General features: G+C 55.2%; 18 protein-coding genes. 14 read left to right on the forward strand and 4 right to left on the reverse strand.

Annotated elements, in window-relative coordinates; translation table 11 throughout:
* Nucleotides 1-33 precede the first annotated feature (33 nt).
* From ACIQVE_RS09355 to ACIQVE_RS09390, 8 genes are all read left to right on the forward strand, one after another.
* On the forward strand, nucleotides 34-3588 hold the full coding sequence (locus tag ACIQVE_RS09355; protein WP_402807099.1) for a host specificity protein J: 3555 nt from the start codon (nucleotides 34-36) through the stop codon (nucleotides 3586-3588).
* A 1-nt stretch (nucleotide 3589) separates the two neighbouring features.
* Complete coding sequence (locus ACIQVE_RS09360) at nucleotides 3590-3892, forward strand: hypothetical protein (protein WP_402807102.1); 303 nt, start codon at nucleotides 3590-3592, stop codon at nucleotides 3890-3892.
* Nucleotides 3892-4761: a hypothetical protein gene (locus ACIQVE_RS09365; RefSeq protein ID WP_402807105.1), complete on the forward strand. Its 870-nt coding sequence runs from the start codon at nucleotides 3892-3894 to the stop codon at nucleotides 4759-4761. The genes ACIQVE_RS09360 and ACIQVE_RS09365 overlap by 1 nt, the downstream gene beginning before the upstream one ends.
* 41 nt (nucleotides 4762-4802) lie before the next feature.
* A complete protein-coding gene (locus ACIQVE_RS09370) occupies nucleotides 4803-5810 on the forward strand; it encodes a hypothetical protein (protein WP_402807108.1) in 1008 nt (335 codons plus the stop codon).
* Nucleotides 5807-6256 (forward strand): tail fiber assembly protein, encoded by a 450-nt coding sequence (locus ACIQVE_RS09375; protein WP_402807111.1) that lies wholly within the window; start codon nucleotides 5807-5809, stop codon nucleotides 6254-6256. The genes ACIQVE_RS09370 and ACIQVE_RS09375 overlap by 4 nt, the downstream gene beginning before the upstream one ends.
* A gap of 620 nt (nucleotides 6257-6876) precedes the next feature.
* On the forward strand, nucleotides 6877-7416 hold the full coding sequence (locus ACIQVE_RS09380; RefSeq protein WP_402807114.1) for a class I SAM-dependent methyltransferase: 540 nt from the start codon (nucleotides 6877-6879) through the stop codon (nucleotides 7414-7416).
* A 106-nt stretch (nucleotides 7417-7522) separates the two neighbouring features.
* The gene (locus ACIQVE_RS09385; RefSeq protein ID WP_402807116.1) at nucleotides 7523-7945 is read left to right on the forward strand and encodes a cell wall hydrolase; all 423 of its coding nucleotides are present in this window, start codon (nucleotides 7523-7525) and stop codon (nucleotides 7943-7945) included.
* Nucleotides 7945-8505 (forward strand): lysis system i-spanin subunit Rz, encoded by a 561-nt coding sequence (locus tag ACIQVE_RS09390; protein WP_402807119.1) that lies wholly within the window; start codon nucleotides 7945-7947, stop codon nucleotides 8503-8505. The genes ACIQVE_RS09385 and ACIQVE_RS09390 overlap by 1 nt, the downstream gene beginning before the upstream one ends.
* Here ACIQVE_RS09390 and ACIQVE_RS09395 read toward each other — a convergent pair.
* A complete protein-coding gene (locus ACIQVE_RS09395) occupies nucleotides 8424-9149 on the reverse strand; it encodes a hypothetical protein (protein WP_402807121.1) in 726 nt (241 codons plus the stop codon). The genes ACIQVE_RS09390 and ACIQVE_RS09395 overlap by 82 nt on opposite strands.
* Nucleotides 9150-9535: 386 nt before the next feature.
* Here ACIQVE_RS09395 and ACIQVE_RS09400 point away from each other — a divergent pair, with 386 nt between their 5' ends.
* Nucleotides 9536-10468 carry a diguanylate cyclase gene (locus ACIQVE_RS09400; protein ID WP_402807123.1) on the forward strand — a complete coding sequence of 311 codons (933 nt, stop codon included), beginning with the start codon at nucleotides 9536-9538 and terminating at the stop codon, nucleotides 10466-10468.
* Between the two features lie 324 nt (nucleotides 10469-10792).
* Nucleotides 10793-11251, forward strand: coding sequence for a GNAT family N-acetyltransferase (locus tag ACIQVE_RS09405; protein WP_402807125.1), 459 nt, complete (start codon nucleotides 10793-10795; stop codon nucleotides 11249-11251).
* A 339-nt stretch (nucleotides 11252-11590) separates the two neighbouring features.
* Here the strand turns inward: ACIQVE_RS09405 and aceE are convergent, their stop codons facing one another.
* Entirely contained in the window at nucleotides 11591-14260 is a 2670-nt protein-coding gene (aceE, locus tag ACIQVE_RS09410; protein WP_402807128.1) for a pyruvate dehydrogenase (acetyl-transferring), homodimeric type, read from the reverse strand.
* 172 nt (nucleotides 14261-14432) lie between these two features.
* Here aceE and ACIQVE_RS09415 point away from each other — a divergent pair, with 172 nt between their 5' ends.
* Nucleotides 14433-14885 carry a MarR family winged helix-turn-helix transcriptional regulator gene (locus ACIQVE_RS09415; RefSeq protein ID WP_402807131.1) on the forward strand — a complete coding sequence of 151 codons (453 nt, stop codon included), beginning with the start codon at nucleotides 14433-14435 and terminating at the stop codon, nucleotides 14883-14885.
* Between the two features lie 11 nt (nucleotides 14886-14896).
* Here the strand turns inward: ACIQVE_RS09415 and ACIQVE_RS09420 are convergent, their stop codons facing one another.
* A complete protein-coding gene (locus ACIQVE_RS09420) occupies nucleotides 14897-16000 on the reverse strand; it encodes a transketolase-like TK C-terminal-containing protein (RefSeq protein ID WP_402807134.1) in 1104 nt (367 codons plus the stop codon).
* A gap of 300 nt (nucleotides 16001-16300) precedes the next feature.
* The gene (locus ACIQVE_RS09425; RefSeq protein WP_402807137.1) at nucleotides 16301-17008 is read right to left on the reverse strand and encodes a carbon-nitrogen hydrolase family protein; all 708 of its coding nucleotides are present in this window, start codon (nucleotides 17006-17008) and stop codon (nucleotides 16301-16303) included.
* Between the two features lie 958 nt (nucleotides 17009-17966).
* Between ACIQVE_RS09425 and ACIQVE_RS09430 the strand changes: the two genes are divergently transcribed.
* From ACIQVE_RS09430 to ACIQVE_RS09440, 3 genes are all read left to right on the forward strand, one after another.
* Nucleotides 17967-19463, forward strand: coding sequence for an RAD55 family ATPase (locus tag ACIQVE_RS09430; protein WP_402807140.1), 1497 nt, complete (start codon nucleotides 17967-17969; stop codon nucleotides 19461-19463).
* Nucleotides 19460-21085 carry a diguanylate cyclase domain-containing protein gene (locus ACIQVE_RS09435; RefSeq protein WP_402807143.1) on the forward strand — a complete coding sequence of 542 codons (1626 nt, stop codon included), beginning with the start codon at nucleotides 19460-19462 and terminating at the stop codon, nucleotides 21083-21085. Before ACIQVE_RS09430 ends, ACIQVE_RS09435 begins: the two co-directional genes overlap by 4 nt.
* A 399-nt stretch (nucleotides 21086-21484) precedes the next feature.
* Nucleotides 21485-22024, forward strand: a complete 540-nt coding sequence (locus ACIQVE_RS09440; RefSeq protein WP_402807145.1) for an AAA family ATPase — start codon at nucleotides 21485-21487, stop codon at nucleotides 22022-22024.
* Nucleotides 22025-22172: the final 148 nt, after the last annotated feature.

The following is a 22172-nucleotide window of genomic DNA, read 5'->3' on the forward strand; positions in this document are numbered from 1 at the left end:
CGCGAGGCGGTTTTTTTATGCCTGGAGGAAAGCATGGGCGCAGCAGCACACATCGATATCCACGGCGAGAAAGGCGGTAGTAGCAAGCCGAAGTCGCCGACCGAAGCCAGCGACAGCCTGCGCTCGACCAACCTTGCAAAGCTGTTGATCGCCGTGGGCGAGGGCGAGTTCGACAGTGCCCCCACCGATTACGACATCTACCTGGACAACACGCCGATCCGCGATGCCAGCGGCAACTACAACTTCCCGAACGTGAAGTGGGACTGGCGCCCGGGCTCGGTGGATCAGACCTACATACCGGGCATCCCGTCCGTGGAGAACGAGACGTCGCTCAACATTGAGCTGCGTAACGATTCGCCATGGGTGCGCTCGATCACCAGCATTCAGCTTTCCGCTGTGCGCATTCGCTTGGCTTGGCCAGCACTGCAACGTCAGGATGACGAGGGCAACGTCGGCGGCTACCGCGTCGAGTACGCCATCGACGTGGCCACCGACGGCGGCGCCTATCAGCAAGTGCTGGTGGACGCGGCCGACGGCAAGACCACCACGCGATACGAGCGTTCACGCCGCATCGATTTACCGGACGCCACCACGGGCTGGCAGATCCGCGTGCGCCGCCTGACGCCGAACCAGAACAGCAACAAGATCGCCGACACGATGTTGATCGCCGGTTATACCGAAGTGATCGACGCCAAGCTGCGCTACCCGAACACCGCGCTGCTCTACATCGAGTTCGACGCTGAGCAGTTCACCAACATCCCGGCCGTCACCGTGAAGTGCAAGGCGCGGCGCTGGATGGTGCCGAGCAACTACGACCCGATCCAGCGCACCTACACCGGGACGTGGGATGGCAGCATGAAGTCGGCGTGGACCAACAATCCAGCGTGGATCACCTACGGGGTGTGCACCGAAGACCGTTTCGGCCTAGGCAAGCGCATCAAACCGTTCATGGTCGACAAGTGGGAGCTGTACCGAATCGCGCAGTACTGCGATCAGCTCGTGCCGAATGGGTTGGATGGCGTGGAGCCGCGTTTCCTCTGCGACATGAACCTACAGGGCAAGGCTGACGCATGGTCGCTGCTGCGCGATATCTCGGCGATATACCGGGGCATGACCTACTGGGCTCAAGGTCAGCTGGTGATGCAGGCGGACATGCCGCGCGCTCAGGACTTCGACTATGTCTTCACCCGGTCCAACGTGATCGACGGCAAGTTTTCGTATGGCAGTGCCTCTGCCAAAACCCGTTATACCCGGGCACTGGTCAGTTACGACAACCCGGCCAACAACTATGACACCGACGTCATTCCGTTCGCGGATCTGAATCTGCAACGCCGCTACGGCGACAGGCCGACAGAGCTGAGCGCGATCGGCTGCACGCGCGCATCCGAGGCTCAGCGCCGTGGCAAGTGGGCGATCCTCAGCAACAACCAAGACCGGACCGTCTCGTTCAAGACCGGTATGGAAGGCGTGATTCCACTGCCGGGCCACATCATTCCCGTGGCGGATTCGCTGCTTGCTGGTCGTGAAGTCGGCGGCCGGATTTCGGCGGTCGCGGGGCGGGTGATTTCGCTCGATCGCGACACACAGGCCAAGGCAGGTGATCGGCTGATCATCAACCTGCCGGGCGGTCGTGCTGAGGGCCGCACCGTGCAGAGCGTCAGCGGACGCGCCGTGACCGTCACGGTTGCTTACAGCGAGCCACCTGTTGCGCAGTTGCAATGGGCGCTCGATGCCGATGATCTGGCCATTCCGCTGTATCGGGTATTGCGCACCAAGCGCACCACCGAGGGCGACTACGAAATCAGTGCGCTCCAGTTTGAGCCGAGCAAATTTGCTTTCATCGACACCGGCGCACGCCTGGAAGAGCGCCCGATCAGCGTGATCCCGATCACCGTCGTTCCGGCGCCGGCGAGCGTTTCGCTGTCGTCGACTTCGTCGGTAGTGCAGGGCTTGGCCGTGGCCACCATGACCATCAGTTGGCCTGCTGTCGATGGCGCGGTCGGTTACGACGTGGAATGGCGCAAGGACAGCGGCAACTGGATCAAGCTTCAGCGCACCGGCATGACCAACGTGGACGTGGTCGGCATTTATGCCGGTGCATACGTGGCCCGCGTTCGCGCGGTGAGTGCGTTCGACATCACGTCGCCATGGCGCAACTCGATCCTGACCAACCTCAGCGGTAAGCAGGGGTTGCCGCCGCCGCTGGCATTCCTGACCGCAACACCGTTGCTGTTCGGTATCTACCTGAAATGGGGTTTCCCTGCTGGCGCCGAGGACAGTCAGCGCACGGAGATCTGGTACGGGCCGACGACCAGCCTCGATGCTGCCACCAAGCTGACAGATCTGGCCTACCCACAAAGTGATTTTTCCATGCTCGGGCTCGCTGCTGGCGTGACCTTCTACTTCTGGGGTCGCATCGTCGACAAGATCGGCAACATCGGCCCGTGGTATCCGATCGGCCTTGGCGTGCAGGGGCAGTCAAGCTCTAACGCTGGCGACATCTTGGAGATGATCGCAGGTCAGATTACCGAGACAGAGCTAGGTGAGGATCTGCTGGCAGAGATCGAGAAGATCCCAGGTTTGCAGGCCCAGATCGACGCACTGGATGGGCTGAAGGGCTACGACCCGGAAGCCACCTACGTTGAATATGACCTGGTTGTACAGGGCAAGCGGATCTATCAGGCTACTGGCCCGGTACCGCTCAACATGCCGCCGCCGAACCCGCTTTACTGGCTTGATGTCGGCCAGACAGTGGAGACGGCAAATGGTCTGGCGCAGCAGGTCGCAACCAACACCGCCGAGATTACTGAACTCGACGGCGTCGTAACGGCGACAGCAACTTCATTCGAGGCGCTACGGGCATCGTCGCGAGACGACAACGGCGAAGGGGCGCTTGCAGATGCTCTGAAAGGATGGAGTAGCACCGCTGCGATCGCTACGGAAAGCAAAGTGCGGGCGTCCGAAGGCGAAGCGATGGCTCAACGGCAGATAACGCTGGACGCGAAAGTAGGGCGCAACGAGGCGACCATCAACGAGCTTGATCGAGTGGTTACTACCACCAATTCGGCGACGGCGACGAAGATTGATCAGTTGACCGCGTCCGTTGGGCAAAACACTGCGCAGATTCAGCAAACCTCGACCGCCTATGCGGACACCGCTGGGAAGCTGACGACGATGTGGTCGGTGAAGATGCAAGTCACTGCAAACGGGCAGTACGTCGCCGCGGGCATCGGCCTTGGTATCGAGAACACCGGGGCTGGATTGCAGAGCCAGTTTCTGGTTGCCGCTGACCGTTTCGCCATCGTCAACTCCATTGCCGGCGGCGGAATTTCGGTTCCGTTCGCAGTGCAGGGTGGGCAGGTTTTTATGAACTCGGCGTTCATCCAGGACGGCACGATCACCAACGCTAAGATTGGCGGAGCGCTTCAGTCGACGGATTTCATAGGAAATACCCAAGGATGGATGCTTCCTAAAACAGGGCCCTGGCAGTTGAACGGCACAAACGGGGCGGGTCGTCTTCAGATCGCCAATACAGCAATCCAGCTCTACCACGCCAACGGCGTGTTGGGCATCGATATAAGCCTTTGATATGACCGGACTAACAATAAAAAACGCCGCCGGCGTCGTTATGGTTGACATGACGATGAATATTAGTCAGCGGCAAGGCTATGTCGATACGGCATCGTCGAACGGGTCCGCAGCATTGCCAGCACTGCCAGCGGGGAAGACCCGGTTTTACATTGTTGTCCCGCTGGTGGATTTGCAATTGGAAAAAGGAAAGAAACCAGGCGTGACTATCTCTGGGAATAGCATTTCTTGGGCTTATTCATATTCCACCAGCGGCTGGGGTTATTTCTCGGCTAACTGTCGAATCTACTATGGGTACTACTGATGAAGGTAACTAAGGAGAGTGGTGAGCTTCTGTTTGATACCGATTTAATATGCTATGGGCTAGTGAAGAGCGGATATGTTACTTATCAGGAGACTTGGAGCAGGCGAACTTTAAGGTCGGCGCAGCTAGATCCCAATAACGGAGCCAACTGGGTTCCCGTATCGGTTACGTATGACCCCGCTCACAAAGCTGATGCTCTTTACGGATTCACTCTGTACAACTCGATATCTCCCATCGTGTTTTTAGTTGGGCCCGGCTGTCTGAACGGCACCTCGTTGGCGGGCAATGCCATGACATTTCTTTTTTCCAATGCGGATGCGTCCACAAAGTTTTATTGTTTTGACTTGATGGCAGATAACATTCCCGGTTCGCCCTACATGAAAACTCGAAACGTTAACGGGCTGATTACGTTTAACTCTCTCCAGCCTCCGTTAAACATTGTCTATGCCATTCAGGCTCCCGCGCCACCAACCCCTTCAGGAGGCAAGTATGGAACGACCTACTCGGGAGGGTACAACTACAATTTAAATAGCGGCCCAGTTAACCAGTACAACCGGTCTAGGTTAATTTCGAGGATAGACATCCCGCTGTCAGCCGGTTACGAGTATGCAGCCTACCTTCCGTGGAGCAGGTCTGTAGGTATTTACGACGCGTCTGATATTGGGGGATACCCGGCGTATATCCAATACGGAGGAGCGGAGGGAGCTTTCGGCGGTATGGGCAATATGTCTTTTATTTTTGGAGCTAGCGCAGGAACGACCATGGCGAGTCCACTAACAGCCAACACACACTTTTTTAGCCTGCCGATCGACCGGTTTCCAGTGGCGCTGGTAATAAAGACGAACAACCTGCCTTTCCCGTACAACTGATCACTTCCCATCTTACCTGAACATAAAAGAAGGATTTCTCCATGCCCTGGTACAAATCGGGAACGGTCTCTATCACCCAAAATTCCAGCGCAGTGATCGGTTCCGGCACCGCCTTCATTTCCAACGGCCGGGTCGGCGATGCGTTCCGCGGCCCGGACGGCGGTTGGTATGAGGTCACCAACATTGCCAGCGATACAGCGATGTCCATTTCACCGGCTTACAAGGGCGTGACTGTTGCTGGCGGCGGTTACGCCATCGCACCGATGCAGGGATACGTGAAGGACTCGGCCGATGCGCTGCGTGGCATCGTGAATCAGTACGGCGCCAAGCTTGCCGCGCTCGGCTCCACTGGCAACTACGAAATCCTGCCGATTGATAAGGGCGGTACTTCCGCGAACGACATCCCGACGGCTCGAGCAAATCTCGGGTTGACCCTTCAATCCTCTGCAACTGACTCCACGCCCAGCCGGGTTTTATTGACCGGGGCTTTCGGCCTAGGCGGGATTGGTGGCGCGCCCATCGTCACCGATCTGTACAACGGGAGGGCGTTCGAAGCGGTTCAGTTCAACAGCGGCACCGCCGGTGCTCAGACATCGTTCGGCTGCGCACTGCGTGTTCAGGGTTCGTCCGGGGAGTGGCGCAACATCCTGCAGTTTGGCACCAGTGGGGAGCTGAACTGGACCACGATCACGAACCCGACCTCGGGCGGCACTTGGCGTAATTACACGATTTACCACAGCGGCCTTGCGGCTGGTAACTACATTCCGACCACGCTCCAGAACAATTACTCGACTCAACCGAGCCGCCTGAACGGTTACCGAATGTACCTCGGCAAAGTCGAGGTGAAGATGAACATCATCTTCCCTGCGAGCTACACGGATGGCATGGTTGTTACGATATTACCTGCGGGGTTTAGACCCGATCAGGCGTTCGCGATACCGGGAACCTTTGGCTCTCGGGTGGTCGTAAACACCGACGGCACGGTCGCCGTTAATGGTGGTGTCGCCGGCGCCTCTACCAGTTTCGCCTTTGAGTTCAAGCCAGCATGAATCGAATCGTAGAGTTGGATCAATCCGGAAGATTTGTCTCGGACTTCATCGAAGGTATCGGCCTTCCCACCCCCAACAACTGGACCGCTGATATTTGTCCAGACGGATTTTTCGCCGGGCGTTATGCGGGGTCCCGATCAATCTCCGGCGAATGGGTGAAGGGGGCCTGGGTCGACGACAAGGCGCTGTCCGACCAGGAACTGGCTGACCTGAAGTGCGCCCAGTTGGTGAGCGAGGCGATGTCGAAGGTTGATCGACTCCTCGAACAGGCCGCGCTGCGAATTGCGCCACTGCAAGATGCAGTGGACATCGATGAGGAGACAGAGGATGAGGGAGTTCGGCTGAAAGCCTGGAAGAAATATCGAGTTGCCCTCAACCGACTTGCAGAACAACCGGGATATCCGCAAGACATCGATTGGCCCATAACGCCGACCAGTTCAATGTGAATTTCACTGAATGACGTGCGCGCGCGGGATACCGTGGTGAGGAAAATAGAATCCTATTCGGCTGCAGAAAATTCCCACCTGCTCTTTTGCGTCTTGATATGCTCAGGCAAGGAGCGCTGGACTCCACAGGCTGAGGATAATGTGATGTGAATGATTTTTTCGTCACCATCCTTAGCAATGGGGACCTCAGCAAAATGAGAATGGCTACTCTCTATGAAGCGAACTGAAGATTATTTATGGAAACGATTTGGCCGCTAACGGAAAGCCGTAATTCAGTAAAGTCAATGATCGATCGCTTGGCTTATCAAGTTAAACGTACTCCCGGATTCTGTAATATCTGTGGGCGGTTTACAGTATTTAAAACACACGTGGCAGGCTTTCGTGAGCATGTAGAGTGCAGTCGATGCGGCAGCAGAAATCGTCAGCGGCAAATCGCATCAGTTCTAATGTCTTATGCATTAGCTCGTAATCAAAAGCCCACTGATCTAGTCGACTACCTCGGATCGGGACCTGCATCGCGCCGGCTTCGCAGAGGCCCATCCCATCCGCGCATGACTAGCATTAAAGACCTGCCGAAGGACATTGTGGTTTGGAACACTGAAACCACTCGCGCGCTCCACATGAGTCTGATGAACCATCTGGGCGAAAATTATATTTCCACCGAGTTCATTGACCCTTCGCTCAGTAGCGGAGAAGTTTTAAATGGCGTTGTGCATGGAGATATCCAAGGCAGCCATTTTTCTGATAACTCGTTGGACTTCATGATTACAGGTGATGTGTTTGAGCATATCCCTTTTCCGGAAAAAGCTATTTCCGAATCTTATCGAATTCTAAAGCCTGGTGGCTGCCACATCTTCACTGCACCGTTTTACCATCACCGTTTCACCAATGAGCTCAGAGCAACCCTACAAGATGACGGATCTGTAGTAGAGCATATGAAACCTTGGTATCACGATGATCCGATGAGGCCTGAAGGGGCGTTGGTGTTCAACATATTCGCGCCAGAGCTACTTTGCATGATGGAAAGGCAAGGATTCGAGGTGCGCCTGCTTAAGCTTCATAGCCCGCTGTATGGAATATTTGGGCAGAACGCGATAGTGCTCGTCGCCCGAAAAATCTCTCCCGATCTATCCAAAAGAGATGCAGTGTTCATGAATTAATAGCAGCGCAAGCTCTTGTCACTGGGCGGCAGAACAACCAATACGGCCTATTAACCAATAAAGATCCTCGCAAAGTGCGGGGATTTTTTTCGCGTGGAGAAAACCAATGACTGCAAGTGAACAAGACCGCGACATCCTCGCCCGCACCTTGTGGGGTGAGGCGCGCGGGGAAGGAACGGCGGGACAAGTGGCCGTGGCCTGGACGATCCGCAACCGCGTGTTCGATGGCAAGGAAAAGTCGTGGTGGGGCGAGGGCTACGCCGGAGTCTGCCAGAAGCCGTACCAGTTCAGCTGCTGGAACAAGACCGACCCGAACTATCAGTTCCTGAACGGCGTGAAGCAGATTCAGTTTCGAGAGCTGGCGCAGTGCCGGATCGCGGCAGATCAAGTGATTGACGGCAAAGTGGTAGACCCCACGGACGGTGCCACGCACTACTACGCCACCAGCATTAAGCCGCCCGCCTGGTCAGTGAAGGCAACGCAAACGCTGAAGTTGGGTGGTCACGTCTTCTTCCGGGATGTGCCGTGATGGTGGTGCCATGGCGAGCGCTTGGTTTGCTGGCGCTTATGCTCGCCTGCTTCGGCGGCGCCTGGCAGTTTCAGGACTGGCGTTACGGGAAGCAGTTGGCGGAACAGGGCAAGCTGCACGCCGAAACCCTCAATCAACTGACCCTGGCCGCCGCCACCGCACAGCAGGCCGAGCAGGACAAGCGTCTGGCGCTCGAGCAGCGGCTGGCGGCCAGCGAGCAAACCCACTTCAGGAAAATGACCGATGCCCAACGTGACCAAGATCGCCTGCGCGATCGCCTTGCCACTGCTGGTCTGCGGCTGTCAGTCCTCATCGACTCGGATTCAGCCAGTGGCTGTGACTTGCCAAAAGCCGCCGGCGCCAGCGGCGTGGATCATGCAACCGTACGAGCCCGACTTGACCCGGCGCATGCTCAACGAATTATCGCCATCACCGATGAAGGCGACCGGGGACTGATCGCGCTGCAGGCTTGTCAGGCTTATGTGCGCGAGCTTGGCGCAGGCTTTGTCACGAAGCCCTTTCCGGCACACGTCGAACAATCATCGCGCGAACAAAAGTGATCGAGGCAGGCAGGGCACATGCAGAACATTGCTGACTCGATATGAGGTCGCACCTTTTCAAAGGCGCGCAGATTCCGATCTTCCTTAGCGACCTGAGCTACATCAACGAGAGCGCGGTAAGCGTCCGGATCGTCGATAGGCTTGTAGTCAACACCACTGATAACCCGCTCGGTCTCGATTAACTGGTACCGGCGCCCGTTGATTTCCAGCATCAGGCCCGAGATTGTCCCAACCTTCCGGGAAAGCCCCAAGGTCAGCCGCACCCCCTCCGCGTCAGAGTAGACCTTACCGTCGTAGGGGAAGGAGGCACCGCGTGGTTCGTCACTTTCGAAGTTAAAGATCGATCGACTGATAGTACCAAGCAGCTTTCGGTTGTCGAACTGCACAACGTCATAGGTCGAGGCTCCGCGGTATTGGCTGGGCGAATTCTGCAGCTCCTCGACGGAGTGCCAGTACGCGGCGTCTGCCATTTCGTTCATATCGAACTGCTCAAGCTGGTCGATCAGGCCCTCATCAAGGAGCGTCGCGGCCATCTCGTGAAGGGTTTCCCGATGACCCTCTGGGTTCTGTAGACGGAAGTCCTGATCGTCGAGAGTTGAGCGCCATCGCTGGATCCGGAGGGTTTTCGCTTGATCGAAATTCATGTTGCGGGATTCGCCGCACAACTGCTGTATGTATGCACAGTGGTCGAGGCGAGGTAGGTGTGCGAGAGGTATGCGACGAGCTGCGGGCGAACAGCCGCGTTCTGGCAAAAACTGTTTGCCACAAAGCAGACGTGCGAAAAAGAAGTGAGCGATTAAGCCTTAATAATGATCCCTTTCGCTGGTTATCTCCGATGCGCCCAGCCAGATCGCCATCTGTGCGAAGCTTTTCACCGAAATCAAACAAAACGGCGATCGAAAGAATAAAAATACATTGTGTTTATTCAGGAGCTACGCTTATACGATAAGAAAATTGATTAGCTGGCCTTCTAGATCTTGTTTCCATGCAAAACAGCGATATTCCACCCAGTCGTACCAAAGGAGTTTGCATGAAAATTGAGATTCTTAAACAGGCAGTTATGGATTCACGAGATGGCATCACTATCTCTGATAATGGTATTAAAGACAATCCGCTGATTTTTGTAAATCCTGCTTTTGAACGCATGACCGGCTACTCGTTTGAAGAGGTCACTAATATTAACTGTCGATACCTACAAAAAGACGATCGAGAACAGCCTGAGCTTGGGATTGTTCACGATGCCGTTAAAAACGGAGAGTACTGCCTTGTAACACTGCGTAACTATCGCAAGGATGGGACGATGTTTTGGAATGAACTGAGCATATCTCCAATTCATGATGAAAATGGTGTTGTGACAAATTTTTTGGGTATACAAAAAGATGTTACGCCTCGCATGCTTATATTGCAGCAACTTCGCGACGAGCATCAGTCTCTCGAAGAGATGAAGGCGCACTTCGAGCAATTGTCCATAAAAGATGGGTTGACAGGTATTTATAATCGTCGTTTTTTTGATTTGCAGTTTGAAGTCTTATGCAGAATCGCGTGCCGTAACAGCGATTCACTGACTCTTGCTATGATTGATGTTGATAACTTTAAGCTATTCAATGACGTTTACGGGCATCAAGTTGGCGACGAGGCATTAATACGTGTCGCGGATAGCTTGAGTAAGTCTTTTCAGCGAGGCTCTGATTTTGCAGCTAGATATGGTGGTGAAGAATTTGTAGTTCTTTTCAGCGGAATGACAAGCGACCAATCAGCTCGGCATGTTGAAACTCTTTGTCAGCTAGTGCGAGACCTGAGAATACCGCACTGCGCTTCTAAGACAGGATACTTAACTATAAGCGTGGGTTTTTCAGTACATCTATTTAGTCCGCTGCACACATGTAACGATCTGCTAGCCCGAGCCGACAAAGCTCTTTACATGGCTAAAGAACGAGGTAGAAATCAATTTTCTTATCTTTAGTTTGTACGAAACTCTGGAGAGTATGACTTTGATGATTTTGCTCCTTCACACCGGTGCGAATGGCTGGCCGGGGTGCAGATGAAGAGCTATGCCCAATCCATCATGGGAACGACCGTGCATCCAAGTGCGTTCAGGAGAAACTGTTGGCGAACGTAAGCAGATGTGGATTTCGCGTAGAAGCGCGATTTCCAGTACAGTTTTGAGTGCCTGTCGCGCTGAAAAACGTTTTTACACAGCCTCGGCCAGAAGCGGTCACTCGCAGACGCTCTGGAGTAACGTGTCGAATTGTACCATCGAAGCTTCACCGCCCATTGAGGATCTCCAATGACAAACCAACCCGCTATTGTAGAGGTGGTTCAAGAAACCGATCCTATGCTGCTCAGGTCTTTGAATGAACTTCTCCCACAGCTTTCCAAAAACGCTCAAGCAATGACAATGGAAAATCTGAAGCAGATAGTGAATTCAGAGTGCTCCAACTTATTAGTAGTGAGAACAGCAGGTGGGGGAAGTATTTTAGGGGCATTAACCCTAATTCATTTTCGTATTCCGACAGGCGTTCGAGCCTGGATCGAAGACGTCGTAGTAGATGCCAGTGCTCGAGGTCAAGGTGTCGGCAAAGCACTCATAGAAGCAGCAATAGAAAAAAGCCACAACCTCGGTGCGAAAACTCTGGATCTGACATCCAACCCAGACCGTGAATCTGCCCATCGTTTGTACGAGAGGGTAGGATTCTCGGTGCGCACAACGAAGGTCTATCGACATATCAAAGTGACGAATGGATAGTGCCGCAACGCATGGCGATTATTTATGAGGACAGGAGCGTCCTGAATGGCCGCTCCTGGCCGTTTTCTGCCTGTGGCGAGGGGCCGCGAACAAGGAGAAGGTGCAGGATATCGCCCGGCAGGCCCCGGTGGGTCACCGAGCTGTTGGCTTGAGTTTGCCGAGGTCCCCTCACAAACAAGCTGTCGAATCGCCGGGCTGCGGGGGGGCTGGTTTGAAGTTTCGTATCTGCGCGAAGAAATAGCAGGTAGGTTAATAGAGTCCATAAAAAGGCCGCTGCAAAGGCAGCGGCCAGAAGCCGTCTCCCGTTTTACAGTGGGAGGCATTTACAACAGATAAGACTCAAACTTTCGCTGGGTTCTGTTTCTCCGGGTCAATCCCATAAAGCGCAATCGCCTCAGCTACTTTTTCCCTTGGCACCCCTCCGTCATCGGCGAGCGCTTTCAAGGCCGCCAACGCGATGAAGTGACGATCCACTTCGAAAAACCTGCGCAGCGATTCTCGGGTATCCGATTGGCCGAAACCGTCGGTGCCTAATGCCACGAAGCGTCGCATGGGCACGAACGGGCGGATCTGGTCGGCAAATATTTTCATGTAATCAGTCGCGACCACCACCGGTCCCTGTTTATCTTGCAGGCAACTTTCAACGTGACCGATACGTGGCGCCTTATGCGGGTGCAGCAAATTCCAGCGTTCGGCATCCTGGCCGTCCCGACGCAGTTCGGTCAGGCTGGTGACGCTCCATACCTCGCTGCTGACGCCGAAGTCCTGCTCCAGCAACTGCGCGGCGGCGATGATTTCTTGCAGGATTGAACCGCAACCCATCAGTTGTACATGCTTGCCTTCGATTGGCTGCGCCGGGGCTGAGAGCCGATACATGCCTTTAAGAATATCCTGCTCGATACCTTCGGGCATGGGCGGATGGGCGTAGTTTTCGTTCAGCAACGTGATGTAGTAATAGATGTCTTCGTTTTCAACATACATACGCCGCATGCCATCCTGGATGATCACGGCCAGCTCATAGGCGAACGTCGGGTCGTAGGACACGCAGCACGGTACGGTTGAGGACAGCACATGGCTGTGACCATCGTCGTGTTGCAGGCCTTCGCCCATCAGCGTGGTCCTGCCGGACGTGGCGCCCAGCAGGAAACCTCGGGCGCGGGCATCGCCTGCCGCCCAGGCCAGATCGCCGACACGCTGGAAGCCAAACATCGAATAAAAGATGTAGAAGGGCACTGTCGTCACGCCGTGCGTACTGTACGAAGTGCTCGCCGCGATCCACGAAGAAATGCCGCCGGACTCGTTCAGCCCCTCCTGCATGATCTGCCCATCGCGCGCCTCCTTGTAATAACTCAGTTGGCCGGCGTCTTGAGGTGTGTACAACTGGCCGACGTGGGAATGGATGCCAATCTGACGGAACAGGCTTTCCATGCCGAAGGTGCGTGATTCGTCCGGGACAATGGGCACGATCAGCTTTCCGATGTTCGGGTTCTTGAGCAAAGTGCCGAGGATGCGCACAAACGCCATGGTGGTGGAAATCTCGCGCTCGCCGGTGCCTTGGAGCTGGTTGTCCAGAGCCGACAGTGGTGGGATCTGCAAGGGCTCGACCGCACTGAAGCGTGCAGGCACGTAACCGCCCAGTTGGGTGCGCCTGGCTTGCAGATAAAGGGCCTCGACACTGTCCGCTGCCGGTTTGAGGTAGGGCATGTCGCCCAGTTGATCGTCGGTGAGGTCCAGCGCAAAACGATCACGGAACGCTTTGACCGCGTCCTCACCCATTTTCTTGAGCTGATGGTTGATGTTCTGGCCTTCGCCGGCTTCGCCCATGCCGAAGCCTTTTACCGTTTTCGCCAGAATGACCGTCGGCCCTCCGGTGTGGCGCATGGCGGCGGCGTAGGCGTTGTAGACTTTTTCCGGGTCATGGCCGCCGCGAGAAAGCTTCCAGATGTCCTCATCGCTCAGGTCGCTGACCAGTTCCAGCAACTCAGGGTATTTGCCAAAAAAATGCTCACGTACGTAAGCGCCGTTCTGGGATTTGTAGTTTTGATAGTCGCCGTCCACGCATTCCATCATCCGCTGACGCAGCAGGCCGCTTGTGTCCTTCTCCAGCAAGGCATCCCAACCGCTGCCCCAGATCACTTTGATAACGTTCCAGCCGGCTGCCCGATACAGGCTTTCAAATTCCTGAATAACCTTGCTGTTGCCGCGCACCGGTCCGTCCAGGCGCTGAAGGTTGCAGTTGACGACAAAAATAATATTGTCGAGCTTCTCCCGACCCGCCAGGGAAATCGCCGCCAGGGATTCCGGCTGGTCCATTTCGCCGTCACCTAGGAACGCCCAGACTTTGCGTCCTTGATGTTCTTTCAGGCCACGGTCTTCGAGGTAGCGCATGAACCTGGCCTGGTACGCGGCTGTGATCGGACCAAGCCCCATGGATACCGTCGGAAATTGCCAGAAGTCCGGCATGAGCCTTGGGTGTGGATATGACGAGACACCGTCGCGGTCAGTCTCGCGGCGGAAGTTGTCCAGCTGCTCTTCGCTCAGGCGACCTTCCAGATAGGCGCGCCCGTAGATGCCCGGTGAAGAGTGACCCTGGATATACACCATGTCACCGCCAAACTGCTCGGTGCGCCCACGGAAGAAATGCTCGAAGCCGACGTCGTACAGAATGGCTGCCGAGGCGTAGGAAGCGATGTGCCCGCCCACGTTCGAATGTTTGCCGGCGCGCAGCACCATGGCCAAAGCGTTCCAACGGATGTAAGCATTGATCCGGCGCTCTATCGTCAGGTCGCCGGGGTAGGGCTGCTGACGGTCGACCGCAATGGTGTTGACGTAAGGCGTCGTGACGCGCCCATAAAAATTACCATGGCGGCTGGCATCGAAATCCAGCATCTGATCGATCAGATAGTGGGCGCGGGTACGTCCTTCGACGCTCGCCACCGATTCGATGGATTCGAGCCATTCACGGGTTTCTTGTGGATCTTCGTCGAGAAACAGGGGTTGTTGTGCCATCGTCGTCTCCTGAACAGTGCAGCAGCACCGAGTCGTTGGGTGCCTGACTAAGGGGTGTGGGTCGATGCCAGCCTTAAAGAATTTTTGTAGTTGCATTTGCAACTACATGCGAGAACTTAGCCTGCCGCACGCTACAATTGCAACTAAATAGATTTCATGAAAAGGGTGATGCATGTCTTCAAGCGATCCGGATACCTGGTTCAGATTCGTCAGGGCTCACCGCTGCCTGATCCGGGAAATCGAGCGTCGGCTGGCGGCGGCCGGGCTGCCGGCTTACGCGTGGTACGACGCGTTATGGGGTCTGGAAAGCGGCCCTGACGGCACTCGGCGCATGAACGAATTGGCTGACGTGATGGCGATCGAGCGCTATAACCTCACCCGGCTGGTGGACCGTCTGGAGGCCGAAGGCTTGGTGACACGCAGCCGTGCCAGCGATGACGGCCGTGGTGCGTATGCAGCCATTACAGAGAGCGGGAAAGTGCTGCGTAAAAAAATGTGGCAAATCTATGAAGGGGCGGTGGACGAGCTGTTTTTGTCGCAATTTGATGACGAGCAGCAGCGGTTCTTCAGTGACGCGCTTGAGCTGGCCGCAACGGCGGCGCGCAACAGTGGGCGAGCGGGTTGACCGTTGTTTGGTCATTGCAGCAGATAACGGTCCATGGCCTGTTCGACGCACGCCTGCGCGATGACACCTTCCTGAGCCAGCGCTCGCAGAGCGAGTGCCACGATCCAGCGTTTATCCACCGTTTTGCCCGAAGGTGTTTCGGTTGAATCGGCGCCGAGCGCCACGAACCGTGACTGGATATGCCTACCGATCTGATCGGCGACATGCTGGGCATAACCGGTCACAGCTACCACCGGGCAATCATCGGCGCTCAGGCAGTCGAGCAAATGCGACGACCGCCGCGGCATGTCAGGATGCATTCGGTTCCAGCGTTGTGCCTTGTCTGCATCACGGGCCAGGCGGGTGTAGCTGGGGCAGCTCCAGAGTTCGCTTTCGACGCCCCAGTCATCACGCAACATCTGCGCCGCTGAGGCCACCGACTGCAAGGCCAGCCCCGCGCCCAACAAGCGGACCCGGGGTTGCCCGGCATCTGTATCAATCTCGTTGAGTTTGTACATGCCCTTGAAGGCCTGACTCGCACTAAGGTTGCTGATGGGGGCGACTAAATCATTGGGTTCATCGTGAAGCGCCATGTAATAGAAGCCGGCATTGCCTTCCACATACAAACTTTGCAACGCAGCTAGCGCAATGGCGTGCGCTTCGGCACCGCTGGCGGGGTCGAAGGGCAGGCAGTGCGGGTTGGCGGCCAGCCAAAGCGGAACCCAGGGATGAGCGCCTTTAGGCCAGCGGGAGGGCAGGGTTTCTATGTCATTGCACAGAATGCCCCGGCGGGCGGACTCGTTTGAAAGTGCGCAAAGTTCGGCTGATGTCGCAGAAGTGGTCAGGTACAACAGCGGTTTTTCGCTGGTGCAGGCAGCATGGCTAAAGCGCAGAGGCCAGGCGCTGATACGTGTGTGACAGCTTTCGACTTGAGACTGCTTGTCGGACCGGATGACCCAGACATGCCTGGCCGTTCCCGGATCCCTTTCCAGTCGGTTGGCGATATCGATCATGGTGTGGAGCGGAGAGGAGAAGCCAGCGGTGTATTGCTGTGCCCGGGTTCGGATTTTATCGATGCAGGCCTGAGCGGCAAGGCGGGTATCTTGTGTTTTGCTGAAGCTGGAAAAGCGGATCATATTCCGAAAATCTCCGTGCGTTCCGTCATGCTTGCACCATACTGCACGCCTTAATATGATTGCAAATGCAATTAGATTGCTATGGGATGGAGTTTCCCCATGAACGCGTCTTACCCTCATTGCCCTATGGACGGAAGCCAGTGTGCGCAGCGCTTGAGCGACCGTCCGCTTCGGCCGGTTTATGCCTGTCGCGAAGGACTGCGATTGGCCGTTCTCTGCCGATTGTTGCAAGTGGCGAAGGACGGCACTCGACCCAAAGCAGTCGCTCGATTTAGAAACGTCAGTGGGCAGGGCCGGATTTCATGCCAGGCTGAAAATGCTCGCTTCTCCAGTCTGTATGTCGTACGCAACTAACGCCTCATGTATGGCATCGGCGCTACAAACGATTTCACCGTAACTATTCCAGATGGCGGAACAACCTGCTGCTACAAAGTCGTCGGCAGCACCTATACAGTTCGCCATCATTACAGTCATTCGATGCTTTTTAGCAACCATCGGATAATGGCTGTTTGCTGATGCAATACCTCTCTCAGACTTGGCCACGCTTGCCAAATACACCTGAGCCCCTGAATGTGAGGCTTGTTCGGCGTGGCTTGGTTGCAGTGACTCGTAGCAAATGGCGGGTGCCAGGACAAAATTTGCCTGGCTCAGCACAAGCTTTTGGGTGCCGGGGGTGAAAAAAGGTAATTCGTCGACGTGTAGGTGCTGTTTTGAATAGCTAGAGCGCTCCAGCCCGGGCTGGAAGGTAATCATGCTGATTTCGGTGCCTTTAGAACCCTTCGTTGGCGCACCAACAGCGATGAGCATCCCATATTGGTCGCTTAATCTCTGGAACTCATCAAAACGGCTATCACTCGGATGCACCGCTAAGACCTCAGCCAGCCTCGGTTCGTAACCGGTTAGGGAAAGTTCGGGAAAGAGCACGAGATCTGCACCCTTGCTTGCAGCTAAGTGGATGACATCAATGTGTCTGGTGATGTTCCTTTGATATTCCCCCGGTACTCGCATCCATGTGTAGGGCTAGTTTTGAGAGCCACTGAACTGGTGCTCAGCCTCTGCTCCAAGGTCAATGCATGCTGCACTAACGTTGGAAATATGGAAAGGGGGTGGGCGAGGGGCGAAGAAACCCAATGCCCGCTTCTGGACGGAAGCAGCCGCTCATGACTGACCGCCTCCGGCCAATAGCTGCCTGTCACGATGGGCTGCAATTGGCAGATTTCTGCCGTTTGATCAGCGCGAGCGACTTAATAAAACTTAACCTTATTCAGGTCGAGAACCCGTCAAAACCTGCCGTCGAGCGCAAAACAGAACCTTAAAGTACGCGCCTGGACAACACACCTACTCGGATACCTAAACTAAGGGTAATGGTGTCCACCTAAGCGACGCGTCAAAGTTCAAAGTCGTAGGATGGAAGCGTTAACTTTTACTTATACGTGATCTCTATAACGCCGGTCGTCGCACGAAATTTTCTTTGCTGAAAATAGACCTGTTGGTCAGGGGAGCAGGGTGTACTATCGAAAAATAGCATCAAGAAGTGATACGTACCCATGGAAAGGGATGATAGCCGCAGGATTTCGGCATCGACGGCTAAACGCGCCGGTGACACTCCGAACGCTGGACAAATCGCTAATGCGGTAGTGGCAACATTCAGGGATATTTATACTACTCTCGCGCCGATTATTGGGCAGGAAGGCGTGTTTGCGCTTTATAGGCGAAGCGTATTTATTTGTGCCTCACGTCACACTTGTCTCTCCATCCTCAACGACAGCCTCGATACAGACTTTTCTGGATTGAGACTTCTGCTCGCGCAGCAAACCAGCGACACAGCCACAGCATATGGTCACGACTTGCTGAAGACTTTGAATGAGCTACTGACCTCGTTCATAGGGTCTTCTCTATCCGTACGTCTGTTGCAGCCCGTTTGGGACAACTCTTTTAGCGACACCCCTGCGCAGGATACCTCCTCATGAATACCAAAGTGGCTATCAACCGTCTGTCTACGGGTGTGCCAGGACTGGACGAGGTCCTGGGCGGAGGCCTACCGGAGTTTTCGTTCAACTTGATCGCCGGCCCTCCAGGCTGTGGCAAAACTACCCTTGCGCACCAGATGATGTTTGCCCTGGCTACGCCTGAACGTCCGGCGTTGTTTTTTACCGTCCTCGGTGAGCCGCCGCTGAAGATGCTGCGCTATCAGCAACAATTCGATTTTTTCGACAACGAAGCGATCAACCAGTCGATTCGCTATATCAACCTGTCCAACGACACCCTGGCCGGTGACTTGGACGAAGTATTGCGACGGATCGTCAGCGAAGTCGAGAAGCATTCGCCGTCGCTGGTATTTGTCGATTCGTTCCGCTCCGTGGTGTTGGCCAGCCAGACCCAAGACAACCCGAATAACAACCTGCCGCAGTTCATCCAGCAACTGGGTATGTTGATGACCACGTGGCAGGCGACCACCTTTCTGATCGGCGAATACTTCACCGAAACCGACACAAATCCGATTTTCACCGTGGCAGACGGCCTGATATGGCTGCGGCAAAGCGTCGAGCGCAACTCGATGGTTCGCAAGATGGAAATCATGAAGATGCGCGGCCAGCCGACTTTGCCGGGCCTGCACACCTTCCGTATTGCATCCTCGGGGATCAAGGTGTTCCCACCGGCGGCTATCAATCGTTCGGTTGAAGCGCCGTCGACGTTCCCTATCAAGCGCCTGAAAATGGGCGTGCCGGCACTCGATGAGATGCTAGGCGGCGGCCTGCCTCGCGGGCATTCGCTGCTGGTGGCCGGGCCATCGGGCTCGGGCAAAAGCATTTTGGCGGCGACCTTCCTGGCCGAAGGCGCACGCAACGGTGAAACCGGTGTGATTGCGGTGTTCGAGCAACGGCCCAACCATTCGCAAAACCCGAAGTTGGCCGAGTTGATCAAGAGCGGGCAGGTTGGCCTGGTGGACAGTCGCGTGCCGGACCTGTCCATCGACGAAATCGTCCACTTGTTGCTCGGTGAGATCGGCCGTTTAAAAGCCACCCGCATGGTAATTGATTCGCTGTCGGGATTTGAGCTGGCATTGGCGCCAACCTTTCGCTCTGACTTTCGCGAGTCACTCTCGCGCATGGTCACCGCGCTGACGGCTGCTGGGGTCAGCGTCTTGATGACCTCTGAGTTAGAAGACCGCTACACCGACCTGCGGTTTAGTCCTTACGGCACCGCTTTTCTCACCGACGCGATCATTGTCCAGCGCTACATTGAAGTGCAGAGCCGCCTGCTGCGGATCATGGCTGTGGTAAAGGTACGCGCCAGCGCCCATTCCGATGAGTTACGCCAGTATCACATCGACGACAACGGCCTGCAGATTGGCGAAATGCTTGTTGACCGAGAAGGTCTGTTAGGGGGCCGCCCGACTCAGAAGAACAATCAAGCGTCAATGCCGCGGTCTGAGGCGGATGACCTTGGGAGGCTTTCGTGAACCGCAAATCGGACAACGACAAAAAAGCGCTCGCTGCTGCGAGTATCGAGCTGACTAAGGTTGTGCAGAAAACTCAGGAGGCTCGCCTAAAGCTTGATGCTCTTGAGCAGAAAGTCTTGAACACTGAGTACCAAATGCTGGAAAACCACCAATCCGGGCAGTTAATCGAGGCCAATGAACAACTGGTATTAGCGCTTCTCCAAGCCCAAATTGGCGTTGAACAGGCAGCCGCTGCGCTTGTGGAGGTTTCTCACGCCGCGCAGCTCGATGTACTGACGGGGCTTCCCAATCGCAGATTGCTACTCGGACGGTTAGCCCAGGCGATCGAAGATACGACGCTAGAGGGAGAGGGTCTGGCGGTACTCTTTTTGGATCTAAATCACTTCAAATTGATCAACGACACCTTGGGGCACAGTGTCGGCGATGAAGTGCTCAAGGAGACTGCACTGCGACTGAGTGGCGCGGTACGCAAGAATGATACGGTTGGACGATACGGCGGGGACGAGTTCATTATCTTGCTGGGAGGCACAATCAGCCATGCCGATGTATTGGGTATCTGCGAGAAAATTATCAAGGCGCTTGGAGTGCCACATCCGATCGGGAATCAGATTCTGCAACTGGCAGCGAGCATCGGGGTGAGTTATTACCCGAAAGATGGCGATGACCCGCACACATTGATCGATTGCGCTGACGCGGCGATGTATCGGGCAAAACGGCATGGCCTAGGGGTAGCCTTTCACAGCACCGACTTGCCTCCAGTACCGTTGCCCACCAGACTTCCAATTAGCCAGGCACAAAGAAAACCGGGCGATCACCACTACATAGCCCCTAGAGAACACGAAAGACGGCGTGCTCAATTGCGAGAGGCAAACGAGCAGTTGGTATTAACGGCACTCAACGCGCAACAACTCCAAGTCGCTGCGGAGGACGCCCTTGATAAGCAGAAAAAAATTCTGGCAATGGTTGCGCACGAGTTGCGCAATCCACTAACACCGCTAACCCAGGTGGCGGGGATGCTGATGCACTCCTCCCGTGAGCGGTTGGCGAGCATACAGGGGATTATTGAGCGTCAGACAAGCCATATTTCGCGGCTGGTCGACGACCTGATGGACGTATCCATGGTCCAGACAGGCAAGCTCAGACTGAACTTCCAGCCTGTAGACATAGCAACGATCATCGATGACGCCGTCATTGTTTGTCGTCCTGCGATCGACCTACGCTTTCAGCAATTTGTAATGCGCCAGCCAAGTCGCCCGCTGATGATCAATGGCGATCAGCTCAGATTGACGCAAATTTTATGCAACCTGCTAGGCAATGCCTCCAAGTACACACCCAATAATGGTTCAATCGAGCTAGTTATCGGTGCCGGTACCGAGGACATCACCTTGACCTTCTCCGATACCGGTATAGGTATTAGCGCTGAGGTTCTGGCTTTTATTTTTGATCCGTTCGTTCAGGACGCCCACGCCATTGGGTTCAACGGCCCAGGCCTGGGAGTTGGGCTGTCAGTCGTTCGCGAATTGGTCGAGGGGCACCGAGGCTCGGTAAGCGTGTTCAGCGGTGGCTTAGGGCTCGGTAGCAAGTTTGTCGTCACGCTACCGCTGCACCCGCAATCCAAATAACAGTTTTGTGATGGTGGCAGCATCCCATGCAGGGTGATCGAGGTTTGATCCTGATTGCTGGTAAGTTGTTGAGTGATTGCGAGCAGATGCTGGCGGGGTTACCGACTCAAGCCCAAGGTCTGATCTAGTTCTCATGCCAATTATTTCCAATGGGCACTGCCCCTTCGTAGAGGTAGCGAGACAGCTCTGCCCAGCGTTTCACCCGGCAACCCAGAGCCCTGCTTATAGCCGAACCTTGAGAGTCAGAGTCATTTCATCGCGTGTGATTACTCCGTGTGGTATCGATATGGTTACCAAAAGCTGCCTGTCATGCTGACCGCTTGTTGTTGACCGAGATAGGCATTGACTTAAAATCGCCACCCCCAAAAAAATCAGCTTGCATAGCGAGAAGGAGCTTAGATGCAACGGGTGATGATTGTTGGTCAACCTGGGTCAGGCAAAAGCACTTTGGCGCGTGAGCTTGGTCTGCGCACGGGTTTGCCGGTCGTTCATATCGACACTATTCACTGGCAGCCAGGTTGGATCGAACGAAGTCGGGACGAGAAGACACTGCTTTGTCTTGATGTAGAGGCCCGAGATTGTTGGATATTCGAAGGTGGCCATTCAGCCACTTGGGATAACCGGCTGGCCCGTGCAGATCTTTTGATATGGATTGATCGTTCGGCGACGCTTCGATTCTTGCGCGTACTGCGCAGAACGCTGCTCCAACGCGGTCAGTCTCGGCCTGACTTGCCGGAGAACTGCCCCGAACAGCTGATGAACCTGCCGGAGTTTTTTAGATTCATGTGGCGGACGAAAAAATCAGCGCGAGAAAAGATGCAGCAACTTGTTGCAACAGCGCCATCAGCTTGCCGCGTGGTTTGTCTGCGCTCTAATCGGGATACCGGCATTTTTCTCGCGAGCATTGGAAGTTCGACTGTCCAGACTCCGCGAGATTGATCGACGGCTGCCTGATTCACTGCGGAAACTGCCGGTTACGACTGGCTGCTATTGGCCCAGAGTGTGTAAAAACGCTTTCGCAAACCCTTGCTATGATTTCTGAGGATTTCATCGCAAGGATCGCCCATGAAGCGCTTTATCCAAGGTG

Origin of the sequence: Pseudomonas sp. NPDC098747, from assembly GCF_044760045.1 — a bacterium.
GTDB lineage: Bacteria > Pseudomonadota > Gammaproteobacteria > Pseudomonadales > Pseudomonadaceae > Aquipseudomonas.